Raw genomic sequence first — 12,040 nt, forward strand, 5'->3', positions numbered from 1 at the left:
CCGGCTTCCGTCGGTCAGTCGGCGAAGACGGTGACCCCGTCCTCCGTCGCGTGCTTCGGCTCCAGTTCCTGCGCCTCGTGCGTGAGCGCGCGGCGCCGTACGAGGACCACGACCGCGCCCAGCACGGCGGTGACCGCCGCCACCACGAACGGGATGTGGATGTCGGTCCACTCCTCGATCTTCGGCGCGAAGTAGGGCGCCGCGGCGGCCGCGAACCAGCGCACGAAGTTGTAGCCCGCGCTCGCCACCGGACGCGGCGCGTCCGACACCCCGAGGGCCAGCTCGGTGTAGACGGTGTTGTTCACGCCGATGAACGCGCCGGACAGGATCGTGCAGACGATCGCGGTGGTGTGGTTGCCGTAGCCGAGGACCAGTACGTCGGCGGCGAGGAGCACCAGCGAGCCGCCCAGCACCTTCAGTGAGCCGAACCGCTTCTGCATCCGCGGCGCCACGAGGACCGAGAAGACGGCGAGCAGCACGCCCCACGCGAAGAACACCGCGCCCGACTTGTACGGCGTCATGTTCAGCACGAACGGGGTGAAGGCCAGCACCGTGAAGAACGTGTAGTTGTAGAAGAACGCCGAGACCGCGGCGGAGGCCAGGCCGCCGTGGCCCAGCGCCTTGACCGGGTCCAGCAGTGAGGTCTTGCGGGCCGGCTTCGGCTGTTCCTTCAGGAACACCGTGATGCACAGGAAACCGATGGCCATCAGGAAGGCCGTGCCGAAGAACGGGTAGCGCCAGCTCGCGTCGCCCAGCAGCGCGCCCAGCAGCGGGCCGCAGGCCATGCCGAGGCCGAGGGCCGACTCGTACAGCAGGATCGCCGCGGCGCTTCCGCCGGCCGCGGCGCCGACGATCACCGCGAGGGCCGTCGAGACGAACAGCGCGTTGCCCAGGCCCCAGCCGGCCCGGTAGCCGACGAGCTGGCCGACCGTGCCGGAGGTGCCCGCCAGGCCCGCGAAGACCACGACGAAGGCGAGCCCGAGCAGCAGCGTCTTGCGTCCGCCGATGCGGCTGGAGACGAAGCCGGTGACCAGCATCGCGAGGGCGGTGATGAGGAAGTAGGAGGTGAACAGGAGGGAGACCTGGCTGGCGCTCGCGTCCAGGCCCTTGGCGATGGACGGCAGGATCGGGTCGACGAGCCCGATGCCCATGAAGGCCACGACGGACGCGCCGGCGGTCGCCCACACCGCCTTGGGCTGCCGCAGGATGCCGCCCGCACCCGCGTCGAAGGGGTCCATGCAGTGCTCCAGATGCCGACGATCAGTTGGTGTTTGCACATAGTAAGTTAGCCATGCTAATTAATGCAAGTTACATCTAGTTTTCCCCGGTCAGCCCTGCCGCCCGGATGGGTGATCGTCCTTGACGTGGGGGAGCGAGGGTAGGACCGTGGGGCTCTATGAGGGGCGAACCCAGTTGCCCGAAGTGTGGTGGCCGGGTCAGGGCTCCCGGCCTCTTCGCCGATTCCTGGCAGTGCGACCTGCACGGCACGGTGCACCCGCTGCAGCCCGTGCTCCCGCCCAGCGTCGAGGCGCTCGGCGTCGTGGTGCACCGCACGCAGGTGCCGGTGTGGATGCCGTGGCCGCTGCCGGTCGGCTGGCTGTTCACCGGTGTGGCCTGCGCGGGTGACGACCGCAGCGGCGGCCGGGCGACCGCCGTGGCCTGTTCCGGCCCCGGTCCGCTCGGCGGAGTCGGTGAGCTGATCCTGGTCGCCGAGGAGCTCGGCGTCGGCCTCGGCGCGCGGTACGCGGGCCTCGACGCCCCGGACCCGGGTCCGTACATGAACGTCGAGAAGCCGCCCCAGGCGAAGGTGCTCGCCGCCGGCCGCCCCACCCCCCTCTGGCACGTCTCCGGTGCCCCCGTCGACCGCGCGGTCTTCGCCGGGGAGGCCCTCGGGATGTGGCTGTGGGCCGTCGCCTGGCCGGAGCAGGCCGCACTGCTGATGTACGAGGAGCTCGTGCTGACCGACCTGCGGGACGCGGGTGCCGAGGTGGACCTGGTGCCTTGCGGGGCGCTGTCGCCGCGACTGCTCCAGCCGTAGCCCTCGGAACCGGTGGACCCGTAGGCGGGCGGGAGCCGATGTGTAGTGGGCGCCGGCCCGGTTCGGGTGTGACAGTGGCGGCTCGAGTTCCGGTTATCCTTGAGCGTCCCCCTCCGTCCCGTCACCGCTTGGAGTCAGCGTCGTGCGCATCGATCTGCACACCCACTCCACCGCGTCCGACGGCACGGACACCCCGGCCCAGCTGGTCCGCAAGGCGGCCACGGCCGGGCTGGACGTCATCGCGCTGACCGACCACGACACCACCCGCGGTCACGCCGAGGCCGTCGCCGCGCTGCCCGAGGGGCTGACCCTCGTCACCGGCGCCGAGCTCTCCTGCCGCGTCGACGGCATCAGCATGCACATGCTGGCCTACCTCTTCGACCCCGAGGAGCCCACCCTGCTCGCCGAGCGCGAGCTGGTCCGGGACGACCGGGTGCCGCGGGCCAAGGCCATGGTCGCCAAACTGAACGCGCTGGGCGTGCCGGTCACCTGGGAGCAGGTCGCGCGCATCGCGGGCGACGGTTCGGTGGGACGGCCGCACGTGGCCACCGCCCTCGTCGAACTCGGTGTCGTACCCACCGTGGGCGACGCCTTCACCGAGGACTGGCTGGCCGACGGCGGCCGGGCCTTCGTCGAGAAGCACGAGACCGACCCCTTCGACGCGCTGCGGCTGATCAAGGCGGCCGGTGGTGTGGCCGTGTTCGCACACCCGGCCGCCGCCAAGCGCGGGCGCACGGTGCCGGAGGCCACGATCGCCGACCTGGCCGCCGCCGGTCTCGACGGCATCGAGGTCGATCACATGGACCACGACGCGGACGCGCGGGCGCGGCTGCGGGGGCTCGCCAAGGAGCTGGGGCTCCTGGTGACCGGGTCCAGCGACTACCACGGCAGCCGGAAGACCTGTCTGCTCGGCGAGTACACGACGGATCCCGAGGTGTACGGGGAGATCACGCGGCGGGCGTTCGGGGCCTTCCCGGTGCCGGGAGCCGGCGGAGTCTGAGCCGCACTCCCCGCCCGCCCTCCTTCACTTCTCCCGCAAGGCCAGTAGCTCACCCATGTTCGACATCGCCGTCTTCGGCTCCCTCTTCCTGACCCTTTTTGTCATCATGGATCCCCCCGGGATCACCCCGATCTTCCTCGCGCTGACCTCCGGCCGGCCCGCCAAGGTGCAGAAGCGGATGGCCTTCCAGGCCGTCTGCGTCGCCGGTGGCGTGATCACGGTGTTCGGTCTCCTCGGGCACCAGATCCTCGACTACCTGCACGTGTCCGTGCCCGCACTGATGATCGCGGGCGGGCTGCTGCTCCTGCTGATCGCGCTCGACCTGCTCACCGGCAAGACGGACGAGCCGAAGCAGACCAAGGACGTCAACGTCGCACTCGTACCGCTCGGCATGCCGCTGCTCGCCGGGCCCGGCGCGATCGTGTCGGTCATCCTGGCAGTGGAGAAGGCCGACAGCGTCACCACGCAGGTGTCGGTGTGGACGGCGATCCTCGCGATCCACGTGGTGCTGTGGTTGGTGATGCGGTACTCGCTGCTGATCATCCGCGTCATCAAGGACGGCGGCGTCGTCCTGGTGACCCGCCTCGCGGGCATGATGCTCTCCGCGATCGCCGTGCAGCAGATCATCAACGGGGTCACCCAGGTCGTCCAGGGCGCGTGACGCGACGCGAGGGCCCCCGCACGGCTTGTGTGCGGGGGCCCTGGTGCGTACGTGCGGTCGTCCGCGCTACAACGCCGAGGTGTCGGCGGGGCGGATCCACAGGCGCTGCCCGATGGCGGCGGCCTGCTGGACGATGCGGTTCACGGAGGCGGCGTCCACGACGGTCGTGTCCACGGGGGTTCCGTCGACGTCGTCGAGTCGCATGACTTCAAAGCGCATGGCCTCTCCCTTGATCTGGTCATCCTCCTGAGGAGAACTACTGGTGTGGCTCCCGGGTCGTCGGTGCCCAGGGAGTCGTTCATTGTCAACGGGGTGCCCGCTGCAAACATTCCCTACGCTAAGGAAATTTTTCGAACTGCTAATTACTGACAGGTAAGCCGATCGTTACGGCGTCGCCGGATGCCGGAACCAGACTGACCGGGACCGGTTGTGTTCGCAGCGTGACCGCCGGGAGAATGGGAGGCGATGAACGACGACCTCGCGTCCCTGAGCGCCCGCATCGATCGCACCAACGAGCTGCTGCAGCGCATGCTCGCCGAGGTGGCGAAGACGCCCTCGACCCACGCGATCTTCGTCGACGCCGGGTACCTCTACGCGGCGGCGGGTCGTCTGGTGGCGGGGACCGAGGACCGCCGGGCGTTCGACCTGGACGCGGAAGGCCTGATCGAGGCCCTCATCGACAAGGCGCGCACGATCTTCGCGGACAGCCGCCTCCTGCGGGTGTACTGGTACGACGGTGCCCGGCGCCGCATCCACACCGCCGAGCAGCAGTCCATCGCCGAGCTCCCGGACGTGAAGGTCCGCCTGGGCAACCTCAACGCCAACAACCAGCAGAAGGGCGTCGACTCCCTCATCCGCTCGGACCTGGAGTCCCTCGCCCGGCACCGCGCGATCAGCGACGCGGCCCTGCTCGGCGGCGACGAGGACCTGGTGTCGGCGGTCGAGGCCGCCCAGGGCTACGGCGCACGCGTCCACCTGTGGGGCGTCGAGGCGCCCGAGGGCCGCAATCAGGCCGATCCGCTGCTCTGGGAGGTCGACAGCCAGCGCACCTTCGACCTGGACTTCTTCAAGCCGTACGTCTCCCGGCGCACGGCCCAGGCCTACGAGGTGACGGACGCCGCCGCCCGCCCCGCCCGCGAGGACGTCCGCTTCGTCGGCGCGCAGATCGCGGCCAAGTGGCTGGCCTCCCGGGGCCGCGAGTCACTGGTGGAACTCCTCCCCGGCCACCCCTACCTCCCCGGCTCGGTCGACCAGGACCTGCTGGTGGAGGCCGAGGGGCTGCTGCAGTACTCGCTGCGCGGCCAGGCCGACCTGCGGCGGGCGCTGCGGGACGGGTTCTGGGAGCACCTGCGGGCGCAGTACTAGCCGACGGCCGGCTGACTAGGGCGCGTCCGGTCGTGACCGCCGGGCGACGTCGTCCCAGAAACCGGCGAGGGCGCGGGCGGTCGGCAGGGGCTGGTCGGTGTTGGGGGAGTGCTCGGCGCCGTCGATGACGGTCCGGCGCGCGTCCAGCCGTACGGCCATCTCGTCCAGCAGGGGGACCGGCCAGGTGTCGTCGTAGGAGCCCGACAGCACGTGGCACGGCAGTGGCGTGGCGGCGAGTTCGGCGACCCGGTCCGGCTCGGTGCACAGCTGCCGCCCGGTGGCGAGCAGCTGCGCGGGTCTGGTGCCCAGCCAACGGTCGCGCAGCCGCTCCGGGTCTTCCGGACCGTGGGCGGGGGCGGGGGCACCGACCTCCTCGGGCGGTCCCATCGCCTGGATCACCTGCCAGACCTCGGCCATCGTCATCGTGTCGAGCGCGTCACGCAGCAGTTTCACCCGCTGCTGCTGGGAGGCGGAGATCCGCGCCGGGCCCGAGGACACCAGCGTGAGGGACACGAAGGGGGTGTGGTCGAGGAGGACGGCCGACCGGGCGATCTGCCCGCCGAGGGAGTGCCCGAGGAGATGCACCCGCGTCCCGAGGGCGCCGACCTGCGCGAGCACGTCCCGGGCCAGCTCGTCCCGCGCGTAGGCCGCCTCGTCGTGCTCGGGCCCGTCGGACTCGTACTGCCCCCGCCCGTCCACGGCGACCGTCCGGTACCCGCGCCTCCCGAGCGGCTCGTGCAGCAGGGTGAAGTCCTCCTTGCTTCCCGTGAACCCGGGCAGCATCAGCACCGTTCCCCTCGGCTCCACCCCGTCGGCCACGGGCGAGTCGACGACGGCGAACTCACCGCGTCCGGTACGCAGCCGGTACGTGCGGGCGTCGGAGGGCGGAGTGAAGGCGGCGTTCCTGCTCACGGGCAGAGGCTATCGGGCGGAGCGGGGCGGGGGTGGAGCCGGTGCGGGCAAGCGGGGCGGGGGAGGAGTTCCGAGGAGGCCCCCTCGGTACGGGGGACGCCGTCGGCCCGGCCCCGCGAATGTCGCGGGGCCGGGCCGACGGCAGGGTGAAGCGGCGCCGGTCAGCTCTCGCCGGACTCCGGGGAATCGGCGGGACGCGTGGTGGCCGCGGCCGTCTTCCGGGTGCGCCGGGCCTTCGGCTTGGCCTCGGCCGTGTCGGCGGCCTCCGTGGGCGCCTCCACCGTGGTCGCGGCCTTACGGGTCCGGCGCCGCGGCGCGGCTTCCGGCTCCTGTGCCGACTGGGTGGGGATCTCGGCGGTGGCCTCGGTGGCCGCCGCGGTCTTGCGGGTGCGGCGGGCCTTCGGCTTGGCCTCGGTGGCCTCGGCCGTGTCGGCGGCGGTCTCCGCCTTGGTGGCGGCCGTCTTCCGGGTGCGGCGGGGCTTGGCCTCGGCGGCTTCCGTTGCCTCGGCGCCCTCGGTGGCCGCCGCGGTCTTGCGGGTGCGGCGGACCTTCGGCTTGGCGTCGGTCGCCTCGGCCGTGTCCGTGGCCGCCTCCGCCTCGGACGCGGCTGCCTTGCGGGTGCGGCGGGCCTTCGGCTTGGCCTCGGCGGCCTCGGCCGTGTCGGCAGCGGTCTCCGCCTTGGTGGCGGCCGTCTTCCGGGTGCGGCGGGGCTTGGCCTCGGCGGCTTCCGGCTCCTGTGCCGACTGGGTGGGGATCTCGGCGGTGGCCTCGGTGGCCGCCGCGGTCTTGCGGGTGCGGCGGGCCTTCGGCTTGGCCTCGGTGGCTTCGGCCGTGTCGGCAGTGGTCTCCGCCTTGGTGGCGGCCGTCTTCCGGGCGCGGCGCGGCTTGGCCTCCGTCGGCTCGGACGCGGACTCGGTCGCCGCCTCCGCCGTGTCGACCACCGTCTCGGCGGTGGTCGCGGCCTTGCGGGTGCGGCGGCGCGGCTTCTCCGCCGGGGCCTCGGCCACCGGAGCGGCGTCGGCGACCGGAGACTCGACCACCGGAGACTCGACCACCGGGGTGGTCTCGACAGCCGTGACCTGCGTCTCGGTCGTCCTCCGGGTGCGGCGGCGGCGCGGCTTCGCCGGAGCCTCCGCCGCTTCCGCGGCTTCCGGCATCGCGGGCGCGGTGTCCACCACGGCCGGTGCGGCAGGCGCGTCAGCCGTCGTCGGCGTCACCGGCTGCTGGGCCGGCTCTCCACCGCGCGTACGGCGTCGGCGGCGCAGCGTGCGGGGACCCTGGGGGGCGTCCTGGCCTGCGTCGGCGGCGCTGTCCGCGCCGCCGGTCACGGCCTCGGGCGCGGTGGTCGCGGCGGCGTCGGCGTCCACCGGCGCACCGCCGCGCATCCGGCGGCGGCGCCGCGGCGTACGGGGCGCACGCTCGCGGTCGGCGGAACGGGACTCGTCCCGACCGACCCGGCCACCCCGGTCGCCGCGCGTGCGGCCACCACGGCCGCCCGGCTCGCCCAGGTCCTCCACCTCCTCCGCGTCGAGCCCGGCACGGGTGCGCTCCGAGCGCGGCAGCACACCCTTGGTGCCCTCGGGGATGCCGAGGTCGGCGTACAGGTGCGGAGAGGTGGAGTACGTCTCCGGCGGGTCGTTGAAGTCCAGCTGGAGCGCCTTGTTGATCAGCTGCCAGCGGGGGATGTCGTCCCAGTCGACGAGGGTGATCGCCGTACCCTTGGCGCCCGCGCGGCCGGTGCGGCCGATGCGGTGCAGGTACGTCTTCTCCTCCTCCGGCGACTGGTAGTTGATGACGTGCGTCACGCCCTCGACGTCGATGCCGCGGGCCGCCACGTCGGTGCAGACGAGCACGTCCACCTTGCCGTTGCGGAAGGCGCGCAGCGCCTGCTCGCGGGCGCCCTGGCCGAGGTCGCCGTGGACCGCGCCGGAGGCGAAGCCGCGCTGCTTGAGCTGGTCGGCCAGGTCGGCCGCCGTGCGCTTGGTGCGGCAGAAGACCATGGCCAGGCCCCGGCCCTCGGCCTGCAGTATGCGCGCCACCATTTCGGGCTTGTCCATGTTGTGCGCGCGGTAGATGAACTGCTTCGTGTTCGCGACCGTCGCGCCCGCGTCGTCCGGCGAGGTGGCCGAGATGTGCGTCGGCTGCGACATGTAACGGCGGGCCAGTCCGATGACCGCACCCGGCATGGTGGCCGAGAACAGCATCGTCTGACGCCTGGCCGGCAGCATGTTGATGATCTTCTCGACGTCGGGCAGGAAGCCCAGGTCGAGCATCTCGTCGGCCTCGTCGAGGACCAGGCTCTTGATGTGCTTCAGGCTCAGCTTCTTCTGGCCCGCGAGGTCCAGCAGCCGGCCCGGGGTGCCGACGATCACGTCGACGCCCTTCTTCAGGGCCTCCACCTGCGGCTCGTACGCCCGGCCGCCGTAGATCGCGAGAACGCGCACGTTGCGCACCTTGCCGGCGGTCAGGAGGTCGTTGGTGACCTGCTGGCACAGCTCGCGCGTCGGGACGACGACGAGGGCCTGCGGGGCGTCGGTCAGGGCCTCGGGAGCGGCGCGGCCCGCCTCGACGTCGGCGGGGACGGTGACGCGCTCGAGGAGCGGGAGGCCGAAGCCCAGCGTCTTGCCGGTACCGGTCTTGGCCTGGCCGATGACGTCCTTGCCCGACAGGGCCACGGGGAGCGTCATCTCCTGGATGGGGAAGGGAGTGATGATGCCGACGGCCTCGAGGGCTTCGGCGGTCTCGGGGAGGATCCCGAGGGATCGAAACGTCGTAGTCAGGGTGCTGCCTCTTCTGTGTACGTGGTGCGAGGCGAGCGCGCGGGTCGTGCCGGACCGTGTCGGGGACGTCGGCTGCCTTACGGGTGAGCCGTAGGACACGGGACCTCTGTCGACGCTCCAGCGCTCGTACCACTGAGGGTCCCCCTCCGGATTCCGTACGCAGCGTGGCGTACGGCAGGGAGGGCTGTCGGGTCGGAGCCGATCGGGCCACCGACCGGGCATCCTCATGCGTGCGGCCCGACGACGATGTCACGTACCCGTACGTCACATACTCGGCAGGCGCATTACCACCATACCCCGGATTCGCGCACACGCGATGGCCGATTTGGACACGTAGTCGTCGTCACACTGTCCGCCCGGGTGCGGCCGGGGGTCACCGGGGGCCTTCCGGCACGCGGCGGGCGAGCTATTGTGCGCTGCATGACGAGCTCTGACAAGCCTGGCAACGCCGCAGACGCCACCGCCGAACCCACTTCGGTCGCCGCCCGGGACTGGGCGACGGCCGCCGCCGACCCGCAGTACCGCGCCGCTGTCGTGGATCTGCTCGGCGCACTCGCGTACGGCGAGCTGGCGGCGTTCGAGCGGCTCGCGGAGGACGCCAAGCTGGCGCCGACGCTGGCGGACAAGGCGGAGCTGGCGAAGATGGCGTCGGCGGAGTTCCACCACTTCGAGCGGTTGCGCGACCGGCTCGCCGAGATCGGCGAGGAGCCGACGGCGGCGATGGAGCCGTTCGTGGCCGCCTACGACGGCTTCCACAAGCAGACGGACCCCTCCGACTGGCTGGAGGGGCTGGTCAAGGCCTACGTCGGCGACTCCATCGCCAGTGACTTCTACCGCGAGGTCGCGGCCCGTCTCGACTCCGACACCCGCGAACTGGTGCTGGCGGTGCTCGACGACACCGGGCACGCCGGTTTCGCCGTGGAGAAGGTGCGCGCGGCGATCGACGCGGACCCGCGCGTGGGCGGGCGGCTCGCGCTGTGGGCGCGGCGGCTGATGGGCGAGGCCCTGTCCCAGTCCCAGCGTGTGGTCGCCGACCGGGACGCGCTGTCGACGATGCTGGTGGGCGGTGTCGCGGACGGCTTCGACCTCGCCGAGGTCGGCAAGATGTTCTCCCGGATCACCGAGGCCCACACCAAGCGGATGGCGGCCCTGGGGCTGGCGGCCTGACCGAGGCGGGCCCGGGCGCCGGGGCGTGCGCGGGGTGACGGGGCGGTACGTCGCGGCGAGCGATGGCCGTGCGCGGTGACCCCGTGTGCGGCCTTCGACGGACGGCCGGGCGGTCGCTCAGGCGGTGGCCGAGCGCTGGCGCAGTCTCGCCGCGGGACGCAGCAGCAGCGACAGCGAGGCCGCGGAGAGAGCCGCCGAGCCCAGCAGGACCAGCACGAGACCGCCGGCGCCCAGCGCGGTGTGCGTGACGAACGCCCCGAAGAGCGCCCCGGCGATGCCCGTCGGCAGCACCAGGACGGGGGCCGGGAGCCGGTGCGGCAGACGGTGGGCGGCGGCCCATGCCAGGGCGAGGCCGAGGATCGCTGCGCTGAGCGCTTCTAAGAGCATGTCGGGGTCCCTCCCACGCGGCCGGCCTGCCCGAAACGGTCACAGCCGTCTTACCCCTGACCTGCGGAACACAACCCTCCCCGAGGGGTGAACCGTGCTCCACTCGTGCGCGGACATGCGGGAGGGGCCCGGCGGTGACTAACCGCCGGGCCCCTCCCGTGCTTCGTCCGTAGTCCCGCGTCCGTCGGCTACAGCGCGCCGAAGCCCACCTTGCGCGGGGACGGCTCGCCGATCTCGACGTAGGCGAGACGGTCGGCCGGCACCAGGATCTTGCGGCCGTGTTCGTCCACGAGGCTCAGCAGCTGCGACTTGCCGGCCAGTGCCTCGGCGACCACGCGCTCGACCTCCTCGGCACTCTGACCGCTCTCCAGAACGATCTCGCGGGGCGCGTGCTGCACGCCGATCTTGACCTCCACGGCTATGTCCCTCCGACGGTCAGTGAAGTGCGCGATCTTCCGCGCCGTACCCAGCACACATTAGCCCGGTGAGGGGACGTACACGCTTCGCCGGAGAACGCCAGGAGCGAACAGAGTCCCGCCAGTCCCGCGGACGAGCCGGTCAGTGCTGTTCGGTGCCGTGCAGCGGGAAACCGGCGATGCCCCGCCAGGCGAGCGAGGTCAGCAGCTGCACCGCCTGGTCGCGGGGCACGCTGCGGTCGCTGTGCAGCCACGAGCGGGCCACCACCTGAGCGAGGCCGCCCAGACCGGAGGCCAGCAGCATCGACTCCGCGCGCGAGAGGCCGGTGTCCTCGGCGATGACGTCGCAGATCGCCTCGGCGCACTCGTTGGTGACCTTGTCGACGCGCTCGCGCACGGCGGGCTCGTTGGTCAGGTCCGACTCGAAGACCAGGCGGAAGGCGCCGCCGTCGTCCTCGACGTACGCGAAGTAGGCGTCCATCGTCGCCCGGACGCGCTGCTTGTTGTCGGTCGTCGACGCGAGCGCGTGGCGGACCGACTGGATCAGGGCCTCGCAGTGCTGGTCCAGCAGGGCGAGGTACAGGTCGAGCTTGCCCGGGAAGTGCTGGTAGAGCACCGGCTTGCTGACACCGGCCCGCTCGGCGATGTCGTCCATCGCGGCCGCGTGGTAGCCCTGGGCCACGAACACTTCCTGTGCGGCGCCCAGCAGCTGGTTGCGTCGGGCTCGGCGGGGAAGGCGTGTGCCCCGCGGGCGTACCGCCTCTGTCTGCTCGATGGCTGTCACGCCGCCTCCCATAGTCGTCCTCGTGCGGTGTGCGCCGCGTCGCCATCGTACTTTTCGGTAACCGTGGTGTGTGCGGTGCGAGCGCAGAATTTCACGGACCGGACGGCGGCGAAAGCCGCACAAAAGGTTTCAAAAGGGCCCAGGCCGGGCAAGAGGCGTCTTCCTTCCTGCGCGGCGAGCCTTTTCAGCGGTAGTCGTCCTCGTCGTGGGAGACGACCCTGGCCTGTTCCGCCAGGTCGGCCTCGTTGGCGCGGTCCGGGTCGTGGCCGGTGAGCGGATCGTCGCGCTCCGGCGCGATGTCCGCCCTCTGCTCGGCGGCGTCGGCGTCCGGTGCCTCGACGTCGGACTCCTCCGTTTCCTGTACCTCGTCCTCGAAGGTCTCCGGGTCGGTCGGGTCGACGGTCATGCTGGGCTCCCTTCCTACGAACGTCCCTGAAGGCGCAGGGGCCACATGCGGGTGCCCACTCCAAGAGCGTAGGAGACACCCGATCCGGACGCCATGCGTCGTCAGTGGCCGTCCGTGCGGCGCG

13 protein-coding genes are annotated in these 12,040 nt (G+C 71.9%); 5 read left to right on the forward strand and 8 right to left on the reverse strand.

Annotation, left to right across the window (positions count from 1 at the left end; all coding sequences use genetic code 11):
* Positions 1–14 precede the first annotated feature (14 nt).
* Positions 15–1,238 carry an MFS transporter gene (locus ACFW47_RS08490; RefSeq protein WP_386287920.1) on the reverse strand — a complete coding sequence of 408 codons (1,224 nt, stop codon included), beginning with the start codon at positions 1,236–1,238 and terminating at the stop codon, positions 15–17.
* Between the two features lie 158 nt (positions 1,239–1,396).
* Between ACFW47_RS08490 and ACFW47_RS08495 the strand changes: the two genes are divergently transcribed.
* The 3 genes from ACFW47_RS08495 to ACFW47_RS08505 all read left to right on the forward strand — a co-directional run bounded on the left by ACFW47_RS08495 (position 1,397) and on the right by ACFW47_RS08505 (position 3,699).
* On the forward strand, positions 1,397–2,038 hold the full coding sequence (locus tag ACFW47_RS08495; protein WP_386287922.1) for a DUF6758 family protein: 642 nt from the start codon (positions 1,397–1,399) through the stop codon (positions 2,036–2,038).
* 142 nt (positions 2,039–2,180) lie between these two features.
* Complete coding sequence (locus ACFW47_RS08500; RefSeq protein ID WP_386287924.1) at positions 2,181–3,038, forward strand: PHP domain-containing protein; 858 nt, start codon at positions 2,181–2,183, stop codon at positions 3,036–3,038.
* Between the two features lie 55 nt (positions 3,039–3,093).
* Complete coding sequence (locus tag ACFW47_RS08505; protein WP_386287926.1) at positions 3,094–3,699, forward strand: MarC family protein; 606 nt, start codon at positions 3,094–3,096, stop codon at positions 3,697–3,699.
* A 66-nt stretch (positions 3,700–3,765) separates the two neighbouring features.
* Here the strand turns inward: ACFW47_RS08505 and ACFW47_RS08510 are convergent, their stop codons facing one another.
* Positions 3,766–3,918, reverse strand: coding sequence for a hypothetical protein (locus ACFW47_RS08510; protein ID WP_007444413.1), 153 nt, complete (start codon positions 3,916–3,918; stop codon positions 3,766–3,768).
* Between the two features lie 246 nt (positions 3,919–4,164).
* Between ACFW47_RS08510 and ACFW47_RS08515 the strand changes: the two genes are divergently transcribed.
* Complete coding sequence (locus ACFW47_RS08515) at positions 4,165–5,064, forward strand: NYN domain-containing protein (protein ID WP_386287928.1); 900 nt, start codon at positions 4,165–4,167, stop codon at positions 5,062–5,064.
* Positions 5,065–5,079: 15 nt separating this feature from the next.
* Here the strand turns inward: ACFW47_RS08515 and ACFW47_RS08520 are convergent, their stop codons facing one another.
* Together ACFW47_RS08520 and ACFW47_RS08525 are read right to left on the reverse strand one after the other, a co-directional pair.
* Entirely contained in the window at positions 5,080–5,976 is an 897-nt protein-coding gene (locus ACFW47_RS08520) for an alpha/beta fold hydrolase (protein WP_386287930.1), read from the reverse strand.
* A 161-nt stretch (positions 5,977–6,137) separates the two neighbouring features.
* Positions 6,138–8,663, reverse strand: coding sequence for a DEAD/DEAH box helicase (locus ACFW47_RS08525; RefSeq protein WP_386305218.1), 2,526 nt, complete (start codon positions 8,661–8,663; stop codon positions 6,138–6,140).
* 513 nt (positions 8,664–9,176) lie between these two features.
* On the opposite strand from ACFW47_RS08525, the gene ACFW47_RS08530 reads away from it, so the two are divergent.
* Positions 9,177–9,923, forward strand: coding sequence for a ferritin-like domain-containing protein (locus ACFW47_RS08530; RefSeq protein ID WP_272587485.1), 747 nt, complete (start codon positions 9,177–9,179; stop codon positions 9,921–9,923).
* A 117-nt stretch (positions 9,924–10,040) separates the two neighbouring features.
* Here ACFW47_RS08530 and ACFW47_RS08535 read toward each other — a convergent pair whose 3' ends face one another.
* From ACFW47_RS08535 to ACFW47_RS08550, 4 genes are all read right to left on the reverse strand, one after another.
* Positions 10,041–10,310: a hypothetical protein gene (locus ACFW47_RS08535; RefSeq protein WP_386286646.1), complete on the reverse strand. Its 270-nt coding sequence runs from the start codon at positions 10,308–10,310 to the stop codon at positions 10,041–10,043.
* A 188-nt stretch (positions 10,311–10,498) separates the two neighbouring features.
* Positions 10,499–10,726 (reverse strand): DUF3107 domain-containing protein, encoded by a 228-nt coding sequence (locus tag ACFW47_RS08540; RefSeq protein ID WP_073724418.1) that lies wholly within the window; start codon positions 10,724–10,726, stop codon positions 10,499–10,501.
* A 142-nt stretch (positions 10,727–10,868) separates the two neighbouring features.
* The gene (locus ACFW47_RS08545; protein ID WP_043383261.1) at positions 10,869–11,510 is read right to left on the reverse strand and encodes a TetR/AcrR family transcriptional regulator; all 642 of its coding nucleotides are present in this window, start codon (positions 11,508–11,510) and stop codon (positions 10,869–10,871) included.
* 184 nt (positions 11,511–11,694) lie between these two features.
* Positions 11,695–11,916: a hypothetical protein gene (locus ACFW47_RS08550; protein ID WP_386286649.1), complete on the reverse strand. Its 222-nt coding sequence runs from the start codon at positions 11,914–11,916 to the stop codon at positions 11,695–11,697.
* Positions 11,917–12,040: the final 124 nt, after the last annotated feature.

The sequence above is a fragment of the Streptomyces sp. NPDC058796 genome (genome assembly GCF_042745235.1).
Lineage (GTDB): Bacteria > Actinomycetota > Actinomycetes > Streptomycetales > Streptomycetaceae > Streptomyces.

Coding starts and splice junctions, on each gene's coding strand:
- ACFW47_RS08525 (WP_386305218.1), bottom strand. CDS start 8,663: ATGACGCTCCCCGTGGCCCTGTCGGGCAAGGACGTCATCGGCCAGGCC.
- ACFW47_RS08490 (WP_386287920.1), bottom strand. CDS start 1,238: ATGGACCCCTTCGACGCGGGTGCGGGCGGCATCCTGCGGCAGCCCAAG.
- ACFW47_RS08505 (WP_386287926.1), top strand. CDS start 3,094: ATGTTCGACATCGCCGTCTTCGGCTCCCTCTTCCTGACCCTTTTTGTC.
- ACFW47_RS08495 (WP_386287922.1), top strand. CDS start 1,397: ATGAGGGGCGAACCCAGTTGCCCGAAGTGTGGTGGCCGGGTCAGGGCT.
- ACFW47_RS08515 (WP_386287928.1), top strand. CDS start 4,165: ATGAACGACGACCTCGCGTCCCTGAGCGCCCGCATCGATCGCACCAAC.
- ACFW47_RS08530 (WP_272587485.1), top strand. CDS start 9,177: ATGACGAGCTCTGACAAGCCTGGCAACGCCGCAGACGCCACCGCCGAA.
- ACFW47_RS08535 (WP_386286646.1), bottom strand. CDS start 10,310: ATGCTCTTAGAAGCGCTCAGCGCAGCGATCCTCGGCCTCGCCCTGGCA.
- ACFW47_RS08510 (WP_007444413.1), bottom strand. CDS start 3,918: ATGCGCTTTGAAGTCATGCGACTCGACGACGTCGACGGAACCCCCGTG.
- ACFW47_RS08550 (WP_386286649.1), bottom strand. CDS start 11,916: ATGACCGTCGACCCGACCGACCCGGAGACCTTCGAGGACGAGGTACAG.